At 57.1% G+C, this 20,850-nt stretch carries 17 protein-coding genes; 8 read left to right on the top strand and 9 right to left on the bottom strand.

Annotation, left to right across the window (positions count from 1 at the left end; genetic code table 11):
• The first annotated feature begins 11 nt into the window (after positions 1-11).
• From ilvE to ilvA, 3 genes are read left to right on the top strand one after another with little or no spacing between them, the layout of a single operon-like run.
• Positions 12-941, top strand: coding sequence for a branched-chain-amino-acid transaminase (ilvE, locus tag ACQG03_RS20975; protein ID WP_003860182.1), 930 nt, complete (start codon positions 12-14; stop codon positions 939-941).
• Positions 942-1,001: 60 nt separating this feature from the next.
• Positions 1,002-2,852: a dihydroxy-acid dehydratase gene (gene ilvD / locus ACQG03_RS20970; protein WP_022649775.1), complete on the top strand. Its 1,851-nt coding sequence runs from the start codon at positions 1,002-1,004 to the stop codon at positions 2,850-2,852.
• A gap of 2 nt (positions 2,853-2,854) precedes the next feature.
• Positions 2,855-4,399, top strand: a complete 1,545-nt coding sequence (ilvA, locus tag ACQG03_RS20965; protein WP_100148853.1) for a threonine ammonia-lyase, biosynthetic — start codon at positions 2,855-2,857, stop codon at positions 4,397-4,399.
• A 45-nt stretch (positions 4,400-4,444) separates the two neighbouring features.
• Here ilvA and ilvY read toward each other — a convergent pair whose 3' ends face one another.
• On the bottom strand, positions 4,445-5,335 hold the full coding sequence (gene ilvY / locus ACQG03_RS20960; protein ID WP_017382574.1) for an HTH-type transcriptional activator IlvY: 891 nt from the start codon (positions 5,333-5,335) through the stop codon (positions 4,445-4,447).
• A gap of 152 nt (positions 5,336-5,487) precedes the next feature.
• Between ilvY and ilvC the strand changes: the two genes are divergently transcribed.
• Positions 5,488-6,963 carry a ketol-acid reductoisomerase gene (gene ilvC, locus ACQG03_RS20955; protein WP_022649773.1) on the top strand — a complete coding sequence of 492 codons (1,476 nt, stop codon included), beginning with the start codon at positions 5,488-5,490 and terminating at the stop codon, positions 6,961-6,963.
• A gap of 36 nt (positions 6,964-6,999) precedes the next feature.
• Here ilvC and trmL read toward each other — a convergent pair whose 3' ends face one another.
• The 5 genes from trmL to lldP all read right to left on the bottom strand — a co-directional run bounded on the left by trmL (position 7,000) and on the right by lldP (position 12,649).
• Positions 7,000-7,473, bottom strand: a complete 474-nt coding sequence (gene trmL, locus ACQG03_RS20950; RefSeq protein ID WP_022649772.1) for a tRNA (uridine(34)/cytosine(34)/5-carboxymethylaminomethyluridine(34)-2'-O)-methyltransferase TrmL — start codon at positions 7,471-7,473, stop codon at positions 7,000-7,002.
• Between the two features lie 46 nt (positions 7,474-7,519).
• Positions 7,520-8,860 carry an MFS transporter gene (locus ACQG03_RS20945; protein ID WP_063163869.1) on the bottom strand — a complete coding sequence of 447 codons (1,341 nt, stop codon included), beginning with the start codon at positions 8,858-8,860 and terminating at the stop codon, positions 7,520-7,522.
• Positions 8,861-9,039: 179 nt separating this feature from the next.
• Positions 9,040-10,227 (bottom strand): FMN-dependent L-lactate dehydrogenase LldD, encoded by a 1,188-nt coding sequence (gene lldD / locus ACQG03_RS20940; RefSeq protein WP_022649770.1) that lies wholly within the window; start codon positions 10,225-10,227, stop codon positions 9,040-9,042.
• Complete coding sequence (gene lldR, locus ACQG03_RS20935; protein ID WP_023298877.1) at positions 10,224-10,997, bottom strand: transcriptional regulator LldR; 774 nt, start codon at positions 10,995-10,997, stop codon at positions 10,224-10,226. Before lldR ends, lldD begins: the two co-directional genes overlap by 4 nt.
• Positions 10,994-12,649 carry an L-lactate permease gene (gene lldP / locus ACQG03_RS20930; protein WP_063163870.1) on the bottom strand — a complete coding sequence of 552 codons (1,656 nt, stop codon included), beginning with the start codon at positions 12,647-12,649 and terminating at the stop codon, positions 10,994-10,996. The genes lldR and lldP overlap by 4 nt, the downstream gene beginning before the upstream one ends.
• Before the next feature lie 1,099 nt (positions 12,650-13,748).
• Between lldP and ACQG03_RS20925 the strand changes: the two genes are divergently transcribed.
• The 4 genes from ACQG03_RS20925 to ACQG03_RS20910 are packed head-to-tail and all read left to right on the top strand — an operon-like array spanning position 13,749 to position 18,624.
• Positions 13,749-14,330, top strand: a complete 582-nt coding sequence (locus ACQG03_RS20925; RefSeq protein ID WP_032621994.1) for a fimbrial protein — start codon at positions 13,749-13,751, stop codon at positions 14,328-14,330.
• Positions 14,331-14,360: 30 nt separating this feature from the next.
• Positions 14,361-15,035: a fimbrial biogenesis chaperone gene (locus ACQG03_RS20920; RefSeq protein WP_063163871.1), complete on the top strand. Its 675-nt coding sequence runs from the start codon at positions 14,361-14,363 to the stop codon at positions 15,033-15,035.
• Between the two features lie 4 nt (positions 15,036-15,039).
• Entirely contained in the window at positions 15,040-17,520 is a 2,481-nt protein-coding gene (locus ACQG03_RS20915) for a fimbria/pilus outer membrane usher protein (RefSeq protein ID WP_063163872.1), read from the top strand.
• Positions 17,521-17,529: 9 nt separating this feature from the next.
• Positions 17,530-18,624: a fimbrial protein gene (locus ACQG03_RS20910; RefSeq protein WP_046620394.1), complete on the top strand. Its 1,095-nt coding sequence runs from the start codon at positions 17,530-17,532 to the stop codon at positions 18,622-18,624.
• 31 nt (positions 18,625-18,655) lie between these two features.
• Here ACQG03_RS20910 and ACQG03_RS20905 read toward each other — a convergent pair whose 3' ends face one another.
• The 3 genes from ACQG03_RS20905 to mtlD are packed head-to-tail and all read right to left on the bottom strand — an operon-like array spanning position 18,656 to position 20,827.
• Positions 18,656-19,018, bottom strand: coding sequence for a YibL family ribosome-associated protein (locus ACQG03_RS20905; protein WP_022649764.1), 363 nt, complete (start codon positions 19,016-19,018; stop codon positions 18,656-18,658).
• Between the two features lie 58 nt (positions 19,019-19,076).
• Positions 19,077-19,667 (bottom strand): mannitol operon repressor MtlR, encoded by a 591-nt coding sequence (gene mtlR / locus ACQG03_RS20900; protein WP_023298873.1) that lies wholly within the window; start codon positions 19,665-19,667, stop codon positions 19,077-19,079.
• Positions 19,664-20,827, bottom strand: coding sequence for a mannitol-1-phosphate 5-dehydrogenase (gene mtlD, locus ACQG03_RS20895; protein ID WP_041907503.1), 1,164 nt, complete (start codon positions 20,825-20,827; stop codon positions 19,664-19,666). Before mtlD ends, mtlR begins: the two co-directional genes overlap by 4 nt.
• Positions 20,828-20,850 lie beyond the last annotated feature (23 nt).

Raw genomic sequence — 20,850 nt, 5'->3', positions numbered from 1 at the left:
AGGACGAAAAAATGACGACAAAAAAAGCTGATTACATTTGGTTCAATGGTGAGATGGTTCGCTGGGAAGACGCGAAAGTTCACGTGATGTCCCACGCGCTGCACTACGGCACCTCCGTGTTTGAAGGCATCCGTTGCTACGATTCTCACAAAGGACCAGTGGTGTTCCGCCATCGCGAACACATGCAGCGTCTGCATGACTCAGCCAAAATTTATCGTTTCCCGGTCTCCCAAAGCGTTGATGAGCTGATGGAAGCCTGCCGCGAGGTGATCCGCCAGAACAAACTGACCAGTGCCTATATTCGTCCGCTGGTCTTCGTGGGTGATGTCGGCATGGGTGTCAATCCGCCCGCTGGCTATAACACCGATGTGATCATTGCTGCGTTCCCGTGGGGCGCCTACCTGGGCGCGGAAGCACTGGATCAGGGGATCGACGCAATGGTTTCTTCCTGGAACCGCGTGGCACCAAACACTATCCCGACCGCGGCTAAAGCGGGCGGTAACTACCTTTCCTCACTGCTGGTCGGCAGCGAAGCGCGCCGTCACGGTTACCAGGAAGGTATCGCGCTCGATGTAAATGGCTACATCTCCGAAGGTGCGGGCGAAAACCTGTTTGAAGTGAAAGACGGCATTCTGTTCACCCCGCCGTTCACCTCGTCCGCGCTGCCGGGCATCACCCGCGACGCCATCATCAAGCTGGCAAAAGATCTGGGTATCGAAGTACGCGAGCAGGTGCTGTCCCGCGAATCCCTGTACCTGGCTGACGAAGTGTTCATGTCCGGTACCGCGGCTGAAATTACACCGGTGCGTAGCGTCGACGGCATTCAGGTGGGCGAAGGCCGCTGTGGTCCGGTCACCAAACGCATTCAGCAAGCCTTCTTCGGCCTGTTCACCGGCGAAACAGAAGACAAATACGGCTGGTTGGATCAGGTTAATCACTAAATATAAATTTGGGACGGCACGCACCGTCCCATTTAATAGTCAGACGGGAGTAAATAAAGCATGCCTAAGTATCGTTCAGCCACCACCACCCACGGCCGTAATATGGCGGGTGCCCGCGCACTGTGGCGCGCCACCGGAATGACCGACGCCGATTTCGGCAAGCCAATTATCGCCGTGGTGAACTCCTTCACCCAGTTTGTGCCGGGCCACGTGCACCTGCGCGATCTCGGTAAGCTGGTTGCCGAGCAAATCGAAGCCTCCGGCGGCGTGGCGAAAGAGTTCAACACCATTGCGGTGGATGACGGTATCGCAATGGGCCACGGGGGGATGCTCTATTCACTGCCGTCGCGCGAGCTGATCGCCGACTCGGTGGAGTACATGGTTAACGCCCACTGCGCCGATGCGATGGTCTGTATCTCCAACTGCGACAAAATCACCCCGGGGATGCTGATGGCCTCCCTGCGCCTGAACATTCCGGTGATCTTCGTTTCCGGCGGCCCGATGGAAGCGGGTAAAACCAAGCTTTCCGACAAAATCATCAAGCTCGACCTGGTCGATGCGATGATCCAGGGCGCGGACCCGAAAGTCTCTGACGAGCAGAGCGACCAGGTGGAACGCTCCGCGTGCCCGACCTGCGGCTCCTGTTCCGGGATGTTCACCGCCAACTCCATGAACTGCCTGACCGAAGCGCTGGGCCTTTCTCAGCCGGGTAACGGCTCGCTGCTGGCGACCCACGCCGACCGTAAGCAGCTGTTCCTTAACGCGGGCAAGCGCATCGTTGAGCTGACCAAACGCTACTACGAGCAGGACGACGCCAGCGCGCTGCCGCGCAACATCGCCAGTAAAGCGGCGTTCGAAAACGCCATGACGCTGGATATCGCCATGGGCGGTTCCACCAACACCGTTCTGCACCTGCTGGCCGCCGCGCAGGAAGCCGAAATCGACTTCACCATGAGCGACATCGACAAGCTCTCCCGCAAAGTGCCGCAGCTGTGTAAAGTCGCGCCGAGTACCCAGAAGTACCATATGGAAGACGTGCATCGTGCTGGTGGTGTCATCGGTATTCTCGGCGAGCTGGATCGCGCAGGGCTGCTGAACCGCAACGTGAAAAATGTGCTCGGCCTGACGCTGCCGGAGTCGCTGGACCAGTACGACGTGATGCTGACCAAAGACGACGCGGTGAAAAAGATGTTCCGCGCCGGTCCGGCAGGTATTCGCACCACGCAGGCGTTCTCGCAGGATTGCCGCTGGGACACGCTGGATGACGATCGCGCCGAAGGCTGCATCCGCTCGCTGGAACATGCCTACAGCAAAGACGGCGGTCTGGCCGTGCTGTACGGTAACTTTGCGGAAAACGGCTGCATCGTGAAAACCGCAGGCGTGGACGACAGCATTCTCAAATTCACCGGTCCGGCAAAAGTGTATGAAAGTCAGGACGAGGCGGTAGACGCTATCCTCGGTGGCAAAGTGGTGGAAGGCGACGTGGTGGTCATTCGCTACGAAGGGCCGAAAGGCGGTCCGGGCATGCAGGAGATGCTCTACCCGACTACCTTCCTGAAATCGATGGGCCTCGGCAAAGCCTGCGCGCTGATCACCGACGGTCGTTTCTCTGGCGGCACGTCAGGCCTCTCCATTGGCCACGTCTCCCCGGAAGCGGCAAGCGGCGGCAATATCGCGATCATCGAAGATGGCGACCTGATCGAAATCGACATTCCGAACCGCGGCATTCAGCTGAAGCTGAGTGACCAGGAGATTGCGGCCCGTCGTGAAGCGCAGGAAGCCCGCGGCGACAAAGCCTGGACGCCGAAAGACCGCCAGCGTGAAGTCTCCTTCGCCCTGCGTGCCTACGCAAGCCTTGCCACCAGTGCAGATAAAGGCGCGGTGCGCGATAAATCTAAACTTGGGGGCTAATGATGGCCGAGTCACAACCCTTATCCGCCGCCCCCGAGGGGGCGGAATACCTGAGAGCGGTGCTGCGCGCGCCGGTCTATGAAGCCGTGCAGGTCACGCCCCTGCAAAAAATGGACAAACTCTCCTCGCGCCTCGACAACGTCATTCTGGTGAAGCGCGAAGACAGGCAGCCGGTGCACAGCTTCAAGCTGCGCGGCGCCTACGCGATGATGGCCGGGCTGACGGATGAGCAGAAAGCGCGCGGCGTCATTACCGCGTCGGCGGGCAACCACGCGCAGGGCGTAGCGTTCTCCGCGGCCCGTTTAGGGCTGAAAGCGCTGATCGTGATGCCGGTTGCCACGGCGGATATCAAAGTCGACGCGGTGCGCGGTTTTGGCGGGGAAGTGCTGCTCCACGGCGCGAATTTTGACGAAGCGAAAGCCAAAGCGATTGAGCTGGCGCAGCAGCAGGGTTTCACCTGGGTCCCGCCGTTCGATCACCCGATGGTGATTGCCGGGCAGGGTACGCTGGCGCTGGAACTGTTGCAGCAGGATGCCCATCTCGACCGCGTTTTCGTCCCGGTGGGCGGCGGTGGCTTAGCCGCTGGTGTGGCGGTGCTGATCAAACAGCTAATGCCGCAGATCAAAGTGATTGCGGTTGAAGCGGAAGACTCCGCTTGCCTGAAGGCGGCGCTGGACGCCGGACATCCGGTGGATCTGCCGCGCGTCGGGCTGTTCGCCGAGGGCGTGGCGGTGAAGCGCATTGGCGATGAAACGTTCCGTCTGTGCCAGGAGTATCTCGACGATATCGTCACCGTCGACAGCGACGCTATCTGCGCGGCGATGAAAGATCTCTTCGAGGATGTGCGTGCGGTGGCGGAGCCGTCCGGCGCGCTGGCGCTGGCGGGGATGAAGAAATACATCGCCCAGCACAACATTCGCGGCGAGCGTCTGGCGCACGTGCTTTCCGGCGCCAATGTGAACTTCCACGGCCTGCGCTACGTGTCCGAACGCTGTGAGCTGGGCGAGCAGCGTGAAGCCCTGCTGGCGGTGACCATTCCGGAAGAGAAGGGCAGCTTCCTGAAGTTTTGCCAGCTGCTGGGCGGCCGTTCGGTAACGGAGTTCAACTACCGCTTTGCCGATGCCAAAGATGCGTGCATATTTGTCGGCGTGCGTCTGAGCCGTGGCGTGGAGGAGCGCAAAGAGATCCTCAGCCTGCTGCATGACGGCGGCTACAGCGTGGTCGATCTCTCCGACGACGAAATGGCGAAGCTGCACGTGCGTTACATGGTCGGCGGCCGTCCATCCAAGCCGCTCAAGGAACGCCTGTTCAGCTTCGAGTTCCCGGAATCGCCGGGCGCGTTGCTCAAGTTCCTGCACACGCTGGGCACCCACTGGAACATTTCTCTGTTCCACTACCGCAGCCACGGCACCGACTACGGCCGCGTTCTGGCGGCGTTCGAGCTGGGCGAGCACGAGCCGGATTTCGAAACGCGCCTGAACGAGCTGGGCTATGAGTGCCATGACGAAACCCACAACCCGGCGTTCCGCTTCTTCCTCGCGGGCTAAGGGTTGAGCTGCGTGTAGGCCGGGTAAGCGCAGCGCCACCCGGCTTTAGTGGTTCGGCAATATCTTCCAGAACGCATCAATAAGCGGCTCATGCAGCCGCTTTTTTTGTGCGCACACGCCAAGCTCGAACGGCGTTTTTTCGTCGCTGCGTTCTAAAATCATCACGCGATTGCGCACTGGCTCCGGGCTGTTTTCCAGCACCACTTCTGGCAGCAGCGCCACGCCGCAGCCGAGCGCTACCATCGACACCATCGCCTCATGGCCGCCGACCGTGGCGTAAATCGACGGGTTGCTGATTTTCTGGCGGCGGAACCACAGCTCAATGCGGCGGCGCACCGGCCCCTGATCGGCCATGATAAACGGCACCGTCGACCAGTCCGGTTTCTCCACCGAGACCTGGTTGCGCACCGGGCAGGGCAGCGCCGGGGCAATCAGTACTACCGCCAGATTCTCCAGCATTGAGAACGCTACCGCGCCCGGCAGGGTTTCCGGCTTCCCGGCAATCGCGAGATCCGCTTCGCCCGTGACCACTTTTTCCATCGCGTCGGCGGCATCGCCGGTGGTGAGCTTAATTTCAACCGACGGATGTTCCGCGCGGAAGCGGTCGAGAATGGGGGGAAGATGGCTGTAGGCGGCGGTCACGGAGCAGAAAATATGCAGCTCGCCGGAAAGCGACGGCCCCTGCTGGTCGATGGTGTGCCGCAGCTGCTGGTACTGCAACAAGGTTTGCTGGGCAAAGATGCGCAGCTCTTCACCGGCTTCCGTGAGGGTGACGGTGCGGTTATCGCGCACGAACAGCGGCTGGCCGAGGTCTTCCTCAAGGCGCTGGATCTGGCGCGACAGCGTGGAAGGACTGACGTGCATCGCCCGGGCGCTGCGGCCAAAGTGACGGCTTTCCGCCAGATGCAGGAACATTTTCAGATCGCGTAAATCCACCGATTCCACTCCCTCTTTTTACATTGCATAAATTGCAATGTGACGTTGTGAATATATCAATTTCCGCAATAAATTTCCTGTTGTAATGTGGGTACATTCTCGCTAAAACGCGAACCGAACAATAAGACGCACAACATCACGAGGTATCACCCATGGCTAACTACTTTAATACACTGAACTTGCGCCAGCAGCTGGCGCAGCTGGGCAAATGCCGCTTCATGGCGCGCGATGAATTTGCTGATGGCGCGAGCTACCTTCAGGGTAAAAAAGTGGTCATTGTTGGCTGTGGCGCACAGGGTCTGAACCAGGGCCTGAACATGCGTGACTCCGGGCTGGATATCTCCTACGCCCTGCGCAAAGAAGCGATTGCTGAAAAGCGCGCTTCCTGGCGTAAAGCGACCGAAAACGGCTTCAAAGTAGGTACCTACGAAGAGCTGATCCCGCAGGCGGACCTGGTGGTTAACCTGACGCCAGACAAGCAGCACTCTGACGTTGTGCGTTCCGTACAGCCGCTGATGAAAGACGGCGCCGCGCTGGGTTACTCCCACGGCTTCAACATCGTTGAAGTGGGCGAGCAGATCCGTAAAGACATCACCGTAGTGATGGTGGCACCGAAGTGCCCGGGCACCGAAGTGCGCGAAGAGTACAAACGTGGTTTCGGCGTACCGACGCTGATCGCCGTTCACCCGGAAAACGATCCGAAAGGCGAAGGCATGGCGATTGCCAAAGCCTGGGCAGCGGCCACCGGCGGCCATCGTGCGGGCGTACTGGAATCTTCCTTCGTTGCGGAAGTGAAATCTGACCTGATGGGCGAGCAGACCATTCTGTGCGGCATGCTCCAGGCGGGTTCTCTGCTGTGCTTCGACAAGCTGGTGGAAGAGGGCACCGATCCGGCATACGCGGAAAAACTGATTCAGTTCGGCTGGGAAACCATCACCGAAGCGCTGAAGCAGGGCGGCATTACGCTGATGATGGACCGTCTGTCCAATCCGGCAAAACTGCGCGCGTTCGCACTCTCTGAACAGCTGAAAACCATCATGGCACCGCTGTTCCAGAAACACATGGACGACATCATCTCCGGCGAGTTCTCTTCCGGCATGATGGCGGACTGGGCGAATGACGATAAGAAACTGCTGACCTGGCGCGAAGAGACCGGTAAAACCGCGTTCGAAACGGCACCACAGTTCGAGGGTAAAATCAGCGAGCAGGAGTACTTCGATAAAGGCGTACTGATGATCGCGATGGTGAAAGCGGGCGTTGAGCTGGCGTTCGAAACCATGGTGGATTCCGGCATCATTGAAGAATCTGCGTACTACGAATCGCTGCACGAGCTGCCGCTGATCGCAAACACCATCGCCCGTAAGCGTCTGTATGAGATGAACGTGGTGATCTCCGATACCGCCGAGTACGGTAACTATCTGTTCTCTTACGCCTGCGTACCGCTGCTGAAAGAGTTCATGACTACCCTGCAAGCAGGCGATCTGGGTAAAGCGATTGCGGAAGGTGCGGTTGATAACGCGCAGCTTCGTGACGTTAATGAAGCGATTCGCAGTCACGAAATCGAGAAAGTGGGCCAGAAACTGCGTGGCTACATGACCGATATGAAACGTATCGCAGTAGCAGACTAAAAAGACAATCGGGTGGCGCAAGCCACCCGAACTGTTTTAGCTACGCAGTATCGCGCCGGGATAACCCAGCTGGCGCCACGCCTCATACACCACCACCGACACCGCATTCGACAGGTTCATGCTGCGGCTGTCCGGCATCATCGGAATACGAATTTTTTGCTCAGCGGGCAAGGCATCCAGAATGGTGGCCGGCAGGCCGCGGGTTTCCGGACCAAACATCAGATAATCCCCGTCCTGATAGCTTACGGCACTGTGCGCTGGCGTGCCTTTGGTGGTCAGGGCGAACATGCGCTGCGGCTTCTCTGCGTCCAGAAACGCGGCGTAATCGTGATGACGAACGACGGCAGTAAACTCATGGTAGTCCAGCCCCGCGCGGCGCAGACGTTTGTCGTCCCACGTAAAGCCCATCGGCTCAATGATGTGCAGACGAAAACCGGTGTTGGCGCACAGGCGGATGATATTGCCGGTATTGGGTGGGATTTCTGGTTCGAATAAGACGATGTTAAGCATGCTGCCCCCTTAATTGCGGGGGGCAGAATAGCAGAAAAGAGAGGGACTAGGCGACGCCCGGCTCCTGCGAGCGGCTATACAGCATTTTGTAGACGGTTGCCGCCGCGGCCACGAGAGCAGGCACGCTGAGGATCATCAAAATACTGTCCGCCTGCCACTGCATGGAGAGAAGCTGGGCGCTGGTCATGGTGCCCGCCACGCCGCCGAAGCGGCCGATCCCCTGCATCCAGGCGATACCCGTCGCGCGGCACTCGGTAGGGTAAAAGGTGGCGGCCAGGGTCTGCATCCCCGACTGCGCGCCATTCATCGCGATCCCCATCAGGAAGATTAACCCGCCAAACAGGGCGATATGATTATGCTCAATGCCGAGTAAAAGAATCAGGCCCATCGTCAGCACGAAACCACACGCGACCACCTTGTGCGCTTCCCAGCGGTCCATCATCCAGCCCGCGAGCAGAATGCCAGCGGTGCCGCCGAAGGTGAACAGCGAGGTGAGCCAGGCGGATTCCGCCAGCGCATACCCCATCCCCTGCATCAGCGTTGGCATCCAGCTCAGCAGGACGTAATAAATCACCAGTCCCATAAAGTAGGTGACCCACAGCATCAGGGTGCCGGGCAGCCAGGGCATGGAAAACAGCTGCGACACGCTGCCTTTTTTCGACGCGACCTTCTCCTCCGCCAGGAAAAAGCCCGTGACGCTATCCAGCGTGCTGCGGGCGAACTGGCTGGCGATGCGGCGAACCTGCGCGACGTCTTTCCCGCGCTGCACCAGAAACTTCACCGACTCCGGCAACAGCAGCGCCAGCAGCACCGTTAAAATCAGCGGCGCAATCGCGCCGGTCAGCAGTACGCTTCGCCAGCCATGGTGAGGGATAAGCCAGGACGAGATCGCCCCGCCGCCCGCCGCACCCAGCGGAAAGCCGCAGTACATGGTGTTAATTGCCATGGCGCGGCAGCGCTGGGGGGCAAACTCTGAGATCAGTGTGATGGCGTTAGGCATCGCGGCGCCCAGCCCGAGACCGGTCAGAAATCGCCACAGCGTCAGGGTATTCAGACTTTGCGCCCAGGCCGTGCCCAGGCTCGCCAGGCCGAAGAACAGGCATGAAAAGACCAGTACGCGCTTGCGTCCCATACGGTCCGATACCGGACCTGCAATAAGAGCTCCCAGCGACAGCCCCAGTAGCGCCGCACTCAACACCGGCCCCAGATCCTGTTTATGTATTCCCCACTCCGCCGACAGCGTAGGCGCAATGTAACCCATCGCGGCGGTATCGAAACCATCGATCGCCAGCACCAGAAAGCCCAGCACAATAAGAAGCCAGTGAAACCCTGAAAAAGGACTCTCATCGATCACCTGCTGAATATCCACCCGACCTGAATACGTCATACGTTTCCTCCGATGTAATGTTGTTTTTGTGTTCTTGTATTTGCTTGTCTATACAATTGCGGAGGGGCGGGGCATGTCAAATTTTCTTATCCAGAATGTTACGCAGGTGTTATTTTCGACAAAAAAAGCGCCCGAGGGTAAAGCCGGGCGCGGAAGAAGGGGAGGCTAACCGGGGGAGATCAGGCCGCGTTTCCCTGAGAAAGGGGGGCCAGCGCCGCAGGCAGCTTACTGAGCTCCTGCACCAGAGAGTCTTTGCTGATTTCACCGATTGTTTTCGCACCGGTCAGGGTCATCGCCACCTTCATCTCTTTCTCGATCAGGTTCAGCAGATTCGCCACGCCCGCCTGGCCGCTGGTGGCCAGCGCGTACAGGTAAGCACGGCCCAGCAGCACACTGTCTGCGCCCAGGGCAATCATGCGCACCACGTCCAGCCCGTTACGGATGCCGCTGTCGGCCAGAATCGCAATATCGCCTTTCACCGCATCGGCAATGGCTGGCAGGGCGCGGGCGGAGGAGAGCACCCCGTCAAGCTGGCGGCCACCATGGTTAGAGACCACGATCCCATCGGCGCCAAAACGCACCGCGTCGCGGGCATCTTCCGGATCGAGGATCCCTTTGATCACCATCGGGCCGTCCCAGAATTCGCGGATCCACTCCAGGTCTTTCCAGGAGATGGATGGATCGAAGTTGTTCGCCAGCCAGCCGATGTAATCTTCCAGCCCGGTCGGTTTACCCAGGTAGGCCGAAATATTGCCCAGATCGTGCGGACGGCCATTCACGCCGACATCCCACGCCCACTGCGGGTGCGTCACCGCCTGCCAGTAGCGGCGCATCGCGGCGTTCGGACCGCTCATGCCGGAGTGCGCATCACGGTAGCGGGCGCCGGGCGTGGGCATATCGACGGTAAAGACCAGCGTTGAGCAGCCTGCCGCTTTGGCGCGCTCCAGCGCGTTACGCATAAAGCCGCGATCGCGCAGGACGTACAGCTGGAACCACATCGGGCGCTTGATGGTCGGGGCGACCTCTTCAATCGGGCAGACGGACACGGTGGAAAGGGTAAACGGAATGCCTTTGGCATCTGCGGCGGCGGCGGCCTGCACTTCGCCCCGGCGGGCATACATGCCGCATAAGCCGACGGGCGCAAGCGCCACCGGCATGGAGAGCGTCTCGTTAAACAGCTTCGTCTCAAGGCTCAGGTCAGACATATTCTTCAGCACGCGCTGGCGCAGGGCCACTTCCGACAGGTCCTCCACGTTGCGGCGCAGGGTATATTCGGCGTACGCCCCGCCGTCAATGTAGTGGAACAGGAATGGCGGCAAAATGCGCTGTGCCGCGGCGCGATAGTCACTGGCTGCGGAAATAATCATGCTTTGTTCTCCCTGGAAATATCACTCTCGCCAGGCAGACGGGTAATACGCGCCTGTCGGGCCTGATCTTCATCGAATCGTTTAATGGTGGTATGCACGAAGCCGAGATGCGCCATCATCGCCTTGCGCGCGGCCTCGGCATCACCGGCCAGAATGGCGTTGAGCACCGCCTCGTGCTGTTCGGTCAGCTGGGCAAACACCGGCGGCACCAGATACATGCGCTGGCGGCTCTGCTTCACGGAGGATTGCAGCAGGTCGAAGAACCCGCGCATGGTTTGCAGCAGAACCACGTTGTGCGAGGCCTCGGCAATCGCGAGGTGAAAACGCACGTCCGCCTGGGAGGCGATGTCCGGATCGCTGCTTTGCGTGGCCTCAAAGCAGGCTTTGAGCTTCTCTTTGTCGGCCTCGGTTGCCCGCATCGCCGCATGCCACGCGGTGCTGGTTTCGATGGCGTGGCGCGCTTCGAGGATGTCAAAGCTGTAGTCCGGGTCGTTTTCCATCAGCGTCTTAAGCGGCTGCACGATGTTTTGTTCGGACCAGTCGTCATGCTGCCAGCGCACGAAGGTGCCGCCGCCTCGACGGCTCAGCAGCACCCCTTCGCTGACCAGCGTCGCCAGCGCCTCGCGCAGTGAATTGCGCGACACGCCAAGCTGGGCGGCAAGCTGACGCTCGGCGGGCAATCTCATGCCCGCTTCCAGCTGTTGTTCTTCTATCAGCGCCCGTACGCGAGTGGCAATCTCGTCGGACAGGCGTCTGGGCATCACTATCATGGAATCATCCAGGTTAAGACATAGGCCTGCAATGTGGTGATCACGCCCACCATGCAGGTAAATATCAGGCTGTGTTTAACGGTAAAGCGGAACAGATCCGACTCTTTGCCTACCAGCCCCACCGCGGCACAGGCAATGGCGATGGACTGCGGTGAGATCATCTTCCCGGTCACGCCGCCGGTGGTGTTCGCGGCGACCAGCAGCACGTCCGAGACGCCAATCTGCTGCGCGGCTGTGGCCTGTAGGGCGGCAAACAGGGCGTTAGATGACGTATCTGAACCGGTCAGGAACACCCCCAGCCAGCCGAGGAACGGCGAGAAGAAGGTAAACGCGTGGCCGGTATGCGCCAGCGCTAACGCCAGCGTCGACGACAGGCCGGAGTAGTTCGAAATAAACGCGAACGCCAGCACCATGCCGATGGAGTAAATCGGCAGCATCAGCTCTTTAATCGTCGCCGCAAAGGTCTGCACCGCGACGGCAGGCTTCATGCGCAGCCACACTACGGAAAGGATAGCGGCAAACAGGATGGCCGTGCCGGTGGCTGAGAACCAGTCAAACTTAAACACTGCCGCATACGGCGTGGCGTCGTGTACCACCGGCGGCATACGGGCGACCATTTTGTCGAGGAACGGCACGGAGATATTAATCACCATGTCGTACAGCGCGCCGCCCGGGGCGAACAGGGCTTTAAACGGCGGAATACTCCACAGCGTCACGGTGGCGGTCAGGAACAGGAACGGTGACCACGCGCGCACAATCTGTCCGGCGGTATAGCCGGTGCGCGCCAGCGTCTGATCCACGTGCGATGCGCCCATGTCAGCAAAGCGGAAGATACGTACCGGCTGCCAGCGTTTCAGGAACAGCGTCAGACAGACCAGCGACACCAGGGAAGAGATGATGTCCGGCAGTTCCGGGCCGAGGAAGTTGGAGCTGAGATACTGGGCAATGGCGAACGAACCGCCCGCTACCATCACCGCAGGCCAGGTCTCCTTCACGCCGCGCCAGCCGTCCATAATCGCCATGATCCAGAACAGCACGATAATGGTCAGGAACGGCAGCTGGCGGCCCACCATCTGGCCGATCTCGAAGCTGTCCAGCCCGGTCACCTGGCCCGCCACCAGAATAGGAATGCCCATCGCGCCAAACGCCACCGGCGCGGTATTCACAATCAGGCACAGGCCAGCGGCATACAGCGGGTTAAAGCCCAGACCGACCAGCAGGGCGGCGGTGATGGCCACCGGTGCGCCGAATCCTGCCGCCCCTTCCAGAAATGCTCCGAAGGAGAAGCCGACGATCAGCATCTGCAAACGCTGGTCCGGCGTGATGGAGAGAATCGACGAGCGAATAATGTCGAACTGCCCGGTTTTGACCGAGATTTTGTAGACAAAGACGGCGGCGATGATGATCCACGCAATCGGCCACAGTCCGTAGAAGAAGCCATAGACGACGGAGGCCAGCGCGCGATCGACCGGCATTTTGTAGAAGAACAACGCCACCATCAGGGCGATGGCAACGGTATACGTCGCGGCGAGGTAGCCCTTCAGCTTGAGCTTAATCAGCGCAAAGAAGAAAAACAGGATCGGTAGCGATGCGATCAGGCTCGACAGCCAGATATTTCCGGCCGGATCGTAGTTTTGTTGCCAGAGGCTCATGCAGGTCTCCTGAGGACCACACAGGTGTTCGTCGGGTGAGTCTCTGCTCATCTCTGCGTCACACTTAGTGTAAAAGTGGTCCTTCCAATATTGTGATGTAGGGTTAATGACAACAAATGGTTAACCAAGTGTTGCTATTCAGCAATTGTTTTGTGAAGTGGAGCATCGAAATTGTGAACGATGGATAGCTTTGTGCGTGATTGGTAGGACCAAACCCGCAAAATCAAATCACCGTGTGCGTTGGGAGCGGTGGTCAGGTGGAGAGCCTTACATTCGCCTTTTAAGCAGATACGGCGCGTAAAAGAGGTTATATAAAAAGGAGAGGTGATAATGTTTCGTGAATTTAATGAGGTTTGTTTGTTTTATTTGTGTTTTTGAGAAGCTGTATATGTGTGAGCAGAGTGATATATTTCCTATAAATAAAAATTTTTTTTGGTTAAAAATGCGAAATCTAAGCTGTAGCAAAAAATTTTAATTAAGGTAAATTTCACATATAGATTTTAACAGTGTATTACAAACGATCAATTGATGATCGATAAAGAAATATCCTGTTCAAGTGTTGTTTTTCAGGATAAAGGGTAAGAATTTTGCGCTGAACAGACATTTTTTGGCTAATAATATTCTGAAATAAATTGATCAAACAATGATCAGTTGACTCTCTTGTAATTTAGTTGCGGTATTAAAAGCAGATTAATAATTATTATGGCAATCGAAAGGGGTTAAATTTGTTAGTTGAGTGTTAATTTCTGAGTGTTTACAGACGCGGCATATTGCTTTTCAATGCGTAGACGTTAAAAGGCATTTGATTTACTATTTATTCAGAAGCAACGTAACAGAAGATTTTAAATTTATTACTAACCACAACGTATTCAGTGTTATTTTCGGCCAGAAGTCATTCCTCAGTTGAAGGATATCTGTGTATGGCCTTCTGAAAATATACGGATTATCACCATGGGATGGACCCTGCTTTATTCTATAAGGTCGCGTCACCCATTCTGCTAAAAACCTTTCGGTGGCGTTTTTAAATCCTTATAGCGGTTATTGTACCTGGTACAACAAGTCTATATCTGTTTAATTTACAGAGGGGAAAGTGTTCCAAATGAAAATCAAAAATGTGGCGCTGGCGATTGCCGCGGCGGGGCTGCTGTTATCTTCTCAATCAGTACTGGCAAGCAGTGATTCTGGCGTTAATGCTTCTCTGGATACCGGTGCGGGTTCGCAAAGTACGGGCGGGGTGATCAATTTTACCGGGAAGATTACCCTTATTTCCTGTGATATTACTCCGGCCTCTAAAAACAAAACGGTAGACCTTGGGGCGTGGGCAAAAAGCTACTTTGACGATCACAACGAAACGACGCCGCGCGAGTTCAAAATCAACGTGGAAAACTGCCCGGAGACGGTTGAATCGGTTGCGGTACTGTTTGACGGAACCAAAGATACGGTGAATGACACACTGCTTCAGGTTACGCCGGGTGAAGGTATGGCGACGGGTGTCGGCGTGAAGCTTTATAACAGCGATCGCAGCACCGCGATTAAACCGGGTACGGTATCTGAAACAACCGCACCGGATGATCAAGGCAATGCTGAATTAACTTTCTATGCCGCACTTGACAAAGATGGCACGGAAATCAACGCCGGCGATGTTAACGCCGTATCCAACTTCCTGATGGTTTATAACTGATTTCACTGTCAGCCACCTCCAGAGATAATAATGATGAAACGTTTATCGTATATTATGCTCACTGCATTAATGGTTAGTTCTGCGTCAGTTTCCGCTGGCGTTGTAATGGGGGGAACACGGATCGTATACCCGCAAAACAGCAAGGAGGTGGCATTTTCTGTTTCTAATATGGAAAGTGCGGTTCCCTATCTTATTCAGTCGTGGGTTGAAGGCGATGGGCCGGATAAAAATAACGCTGCGCCATTTATTGTCACACCACCTCTGTTCAGACTTGATCCGGAGCAGACCAACACGCTGCGTATTCAATATACCGGCGCTCCGCTGCCCACAGATCGTGAATCTGTATTCTGGCTCGATATTAAAGCGATAGCGCCAAAGCCAAAAGTGAGCAGCAACGAATTACAGGTAAACGTCAAATCGAAATTTAAAATCTTCTACCGCCCGGATAACCTGAAAGGGGACGCCGCCACGGCCTGGCAGAAAATAACGTTTTCGCGAACGGGAAAAGGGCTTAAGGCCGCTAACCCGACGCCATACTACGTCTCTTTTTATCGTCTGACCGTTGGCGGGCATAAAATTGAGCAGCCGGGCATGATCGGTCCAGGGGAAACCCGGGAATGGCCTGTGTCCGCCTCCGGGGGCGTAAGCTGGTCGGCTATTAATGATTTTGGTGCCATCACCGCCACCCACACCCAGCCTCTTTAAGACCATGCCTTTTCGCCTGTTTCGTTACGCGCCGCTTTCGGTGTTGCTGCTTAGCTTCAGCCGCACGGGGATGGCCGAGGATTACTTTGATCCCGCCGCGCTGGAGCTTTCCTCTACTGAACAGAAAACGGCGGATCTGCACTATTTCTCTGAAAAGGGCGGGCAGATGCCAGGCACCTGGCTCGTGACGCTGGAGATTAACGGACGCGAGGAGCGGCATCAGGAGATCACCTTCGTCAATGAGAAAGGCAGCCTGCAACCCGTTTTTAGCGTATCGCTGCTGGAAGCGCTTGGCGTAAATGTAGGGGCCATTCCTGCATTCTCCCGGTTGCAGGAGGGAGAAACGTTCACGCACATCGAGGATTTTATTCCGGCAGCGCGAACCTCTTATGATTTCAACCAGCAGCGTCTCTTTCTCAGCCTGCCGCAGGCGGCAATGAAACACCGCAGCCGTGGCTACGTGCCGCAGTCGCAGTGGGACGATGGTATCCCGGCGGCATTTACTGATTACAGTCTGTCGGGCGGTCAGGCCCGTCATCAGAGCGGGGTCACAACATCCAGCTATCTGAGCCTGCGTAACGGCATCAATCTGGGGGCGTGGCGGCTGCGTAACACCTCGGCCTGGAGCCACAGCGACGCGGGCGGCGACCATTTTCAGTCGCAAAGTAGCTGGCTGACCCGGGATATTCGCCGTCTTAACAGCCAGCTACGGATCGGTGATGCCTGGACCGCAGGCGACGTCTTCGATAGCGTGGCGTTTCGCGGGGTACAGCTCTCATCAAGCGAAAGCATGTTGCCCGACAGCCAGCGCGGCTTCGCACCAACCATCCGCGGCGTCGCACACAGCTTCGCTAAAGTCTCCGTTTCGCAAAATGGCTATGTGATCTATGAAACCTGGGTGGCCGCCGGGCCATTTATCATTAACGATCTGTTCCCGGGCGCACAAAGTGGCGATCTACAGGTTACGGTCACGGAAAGTGACGGCTCAACGCGCGTCTTTACCCAGCCCTACTCTGCGGTGCCGTTTATGCGACGCCAGGGCAGCCTGAAATACAGTCTCAATGCAGGACGATTTCACTCCGGCTCCGGTGATGCGCGTTCGCCCGAATTTGTTGAAGGCGCTTTCTTCTACGGTCTGCTCTCCAGGATGACGGTGTATGGCGGCTTTCGTACGGCGAGCAACTATCAGGCCGGTGCAATTGGCGTAGGCAGAGGGTTTGGCGCATTTGGCTCGCTGGGTATTGACGATACGCTGGCAAAAAGCCGTTTACCCGACGGCAAAAGCGCGATGGGGCAGGCGTGGCGCATTCAGTACCAGAAAGATTTCAGCGCTACCGGCACCGCCTTCAACCTGGCGAGCTATCGCTATGCCTCGCGCAATTACTACGAATTTAGTGAACTGAATCAGTCTGACAGCCAACAGCTGCAACTCAATAATCGCCGTAGCCGCTCGCAGGTCACTTTTTCACAGACGCTGGGTCAGTTCGGCAGCCTCAGCGTCTCGGCATGGATGCAGGATTACTGGCATACGTCCGGGCAGGATAAAACCATCCACATTGGCTGGTACACCAGCTGGCGGGGTATTTCCTGGGGCGCGGGGTATGACTACACCGACTCAGCGCTTGAGCAGCATCCCGATCGCACCGTGTCGTTTAACGTCAATGTTCCGCTTGGCAACTGGCTGCCGGGCAGTTCGGTCAGTTACTACGCCAACCACAACAATCGTGGGATGACCACGCAGCAGGTGTCGCTCAACGGCAGCGCGCCGGCGAACCGCAACCTGAATTACAGCGTTCAGCAGAGTAAGACCAGTGAGGGAGAGGCCGACAGCACCAGCCTGGCGCTGCAATACAACGGTGGCTACGGCAACGTCAGCCTCGGTTATGACCACAGCCGAAACGGTAGCAACGCGAGTCTTGGACTCGCCGGAGGCGTTATCGCCACGCAGTATGGCGTCACGCTTAGCCAGCCGCTGGGCGATACCGTCGCCCTGCTGCGCGTGCCCGGCGCGGCGAACGTTGAGCCGGAGGGCTACAACGGGATCCATACCGACAGCCGCGGCTATGCGGTCATGCCAACGCTCTCGGCGTATCGCAAAAATACCGTCAGCCTTGATACGGCGACGCTGGGTGAGAACGTCGACATTGAGCAAAGCGGTCTGACGCTCATTCCCACCAGCGGCGCGGTGGTGCTGGCCAATTACACAACCCACATTGGTTATCGCGTTCTGTTTTCCCTGCGCTACCACGGCGAACCGTTGCCGTTTGGCGCGCAGGCTGAAGTGGTGGAGCAGAACCGCCATTCTGCAAACCGAAGCATGGTCGCTGACGGCGGTCAGGCCTACCTGAGCGGGGTACCAGAGCGCGGCACCCTGCGCGTCACCTGGTATGAAAACGGGGAGCAGCAGCAATGCCAGACACCTTTCAGACTGGGGAAAGCTCATATGGCCCCCGGTATCGCCACGCTGTCCGTTGAGTGCCATTAGAGGAATATCATGCGTCGTTTTATTCACTGGTTTTTCTATCTGAGCCTTCTTTCGCTTTTTGGCATGCTGAGTTTTCATGCGCACGCTCAGGCCTCGCCCTGCCGCACCACGCGCGATCAGTGGGTTGTCCAGGTACCCTACGCCATTGGATATGCTCCCGGCACCGCGGATTGGACGCCGGTTTCCGCGCCGATACAGTCTACCGGGCAAGACTTCTACAACTGTGATGGCGGTAGTGACCCCTGGCGTAGTATCGGATTTGTCGAGCTGGATAACCCCGTCGGCACCGTGGTGGGGGAAGACGGTGCGTCGCGGCACGTCTACAAAACCCAGATTGACGGCATCGGCTACGCGCTCGGGTTCCGCGAGCAGCAGTACTGTGGTGCGGATGCCGTACAGTATATTGACGGCACCAGCCCGGTAGACGGCAACGAGTCCCGGCGTATCTGCGATGCCTCACAGAATCCTGCCTTTGCCAGCGCCCCAACGTATAAATTGCAGTTCTGGGTGGTGTTTTACAAAATCCCGACGACCAGCCCCATGCCTGACGATAACGCCAACTCCCAGGAGCAAAATGTCGGATCGCTGATATTGCAGGCGGGAGAAAATCAAGCCAGCGCCACCAACGTGGCGACACCAGTACAGATTCATCTCGCCAGCTTCACCGTCAGGCGTACCAGCTGCTCAGTGGGCTCTCGCAGCATTCTTGTTCCCATGGGGAGCGTGAGCCAGCGTGAATTTCACGGCATCGGCTCCCGTGCCGGAGGCGGACGCTTCAGCATTCCGGTGACCTGTGAAAATAACACGGCGGTTAAGATGGGTTTCTTTGGCGATACCACGCCGGGCAACGATCGGGCGCTGGCGTTGACGAAGCAGGAGGATAGCGCCAGCGGTGTCGGGATCGAACTGCTTTACGGTGACAATACCGGTTCGGTTCAGGGGCAGGTGGTATCGTGGAACACCCCGCAGGTGTCAGCGCTTGGCCAGGTAGGGGATAACCAGACGCAGACCTTCTGGTTTGATGCGCATTACATTCAGACGGAAGAGAACGTAACGGCGGGAAAAGCGGATGCGATGGCCACGTTTAACCTGATTTACAACTGAGTTTCCCCTGCGCAGCGGCAGGGGAGAGCGATCAGAACGCGGTCTTACTAAAACCCGTCATCTCTTTCAGGCCCATTTCGCGGCCAAGCTCAGTCATCGGGTGCACCACCACCAGGCCACGGACGCTTTTCTTCAGCTTGCCCATGTCGGCCTGCTCTTTTTTGGTGATCGCGCGGCGATGCGGCATGTTCATCAGCTTCTGCGCCTCTTTACTCAGCTTCTGGCCTTTCACATCGCGCAGGCGCTCAATTTCCGCCTCCAGCTTCACGGACTCTTTTTCCAGCTCGGCATATTTCTCGGCGGAATCAACAAGGGAGAGGCCAGCCATCTGATGGCGGATCAGATCCAGACGGTCGCTCAGGCGTTTAATTTCGTTCTTTTCGACTTCTTTCATGACAAATAACTCTGAAAACGGGGAATTTACAGGGAAGGATACACCAATGTGTGCGGGCTTACTTCTGAAACGCTTTTTTTAAGCTGATTTTAGAAATCAGCTCAGTCAGGGAAAGTACCATGGTGGAGCGGACAACCTGTTGATAACGCAGCTTTTGCATCATGTACAGCTCAGGGTCGCTGTCATCAAACTGAGGTGCGGGAGGGAGCGCGGCTACGCAGTGCAATTCGCCGAAGGGCCCCAGGATCTCATCATCGGTGAAGGTGTACTCATTGCCGTCATGATTGAGCTCTTCGCGCAGCGCCATTAACAGCTCGGCGTCTTCATACTCCTGACGGTTGAGCACGCCAAGACCGTAGATCAGCTTCAGCCGTACCGATAAATCGCCCAGCGGTCCGTCTCCGTCAAGTAACGGTTCTACAGCATACTTTACCGCGTAGTCGTCTTTGCGAAACACCTGAAGCACCAGAATGTTCACCGCCTCGGTTAACAGCTCGACGGCGGCGATCAGGAAACTTCGTACGGTTTTGCCAGCATTCAGACGCTCAAGCACACGATTTTCAAAGGCCTGGGTTTGTTCCATTATTGCCTGCATATCTGACAATCTGTTATTCGGGCGCAGGCTAACCTGCGCCGGACTCTGCATCATTTGGTTGCGTTGTATGCGCTGACCGCCTCCGCAACTACGTCACTGTTGGCATCCAGACCGGAGATCTGCGCCAGCGCAGCCTGCGCGCCTTTGTCATCAATCAGCTGAGCCAGCTCAATCGCCTGCGGATCCTGCTCGCTGCGGTAGTGCATGGCGGCAGCGATTCCCTTCACCAGGTTAGCGTGCGGCAGACCGTATTCCAGCGTGCCCAGCAGCGGTTTAATCAGGCGGTCACCCGCGCTTAGTTTACGCAGCGGTTGACGACCCACGCGCTCAACGTCATCTTTCAGATACGGGTTTTCAAAACGACCGAGGATTTTCTGGATGTATGCTGCGTGTTTATCAGCATCAAAACCGTAGCGTTTGATCAGCACCGCGCCGCTCTCTTCCATTGCCCCTTTGACCACCGCACGGATGTTCTCATCGAGGATCGCGTCACGAATCGTCTGATGACCGGCCAATTTCCCGAGGTACGCGGTTATAGCATGCCCGGTGTTCAGCGTGAAGAGTTTACGTTCGACAAATGCCATCAGATTATCGGTTAATTCCATTCCCGGAATGGTCGGCAGCGCGCCTTTAAACTGAGTTTTATCAACGATCCACTCGCTGAAGGTTTCCACCGTCACTTCCAGCGGGTCGTTGGTGGCGGATTCTGATGGCGGAACGATGCGGTCAACGGCGGAATCCACAAAACCAACGTGCGCTTCAACCCAGGCTTTATCTTCCTCAGCCACAGCGGCCAGAACGTGGCCTTTCAGCTGCGTGGTGCCGCGCACCATGTTTTCACAGGCGATGATGTTCAGCGGCGTTTCAACGCCTTGTGCTTTACGCTTCGCCAGGCCTTTCGCGACCGCCGGGGCGATACGCTCAAGCACCACCGGACCCACGGCTGTGGTGACCAGATCAACGCTTGCGATGAGGTCAATCACGTCGTCGCCAATGCTGCTTACCGCGTTGACGCCAGAGACCGTTTCAACCTGTTCGTTTTCACCCACCACGTGAACCTGATAGCTATGACGGGCATTCAGGGCATCAAGAACCACCTGATTCACATCGGCGAATGTCAGGGTAATGCCTGCGTCTGCCAGCAGTTTACCGATAAAGCCACGTCCGATATTACCTGCGCCAAAATGTAATGCTTTCATAGTGTTAACCTTCATCAATGTTTTTACCCGAGAGGGCT

Source organism: Enterobacter cloacae complex sp. 342H5, assembly GCF_050030905.1.
GTDB lineage: Bacteria > Pseudomonadota > Gammaproteobacteria > Enterobacterales > Enterobacteriaceae > Enterobacter > Enterobacter intestinihominis.
The sequence above is the reverse complement of the archived record's forward strand: the minus strand, read 5'-3'. Positions and strand labels throughout refer to the sequence as shown.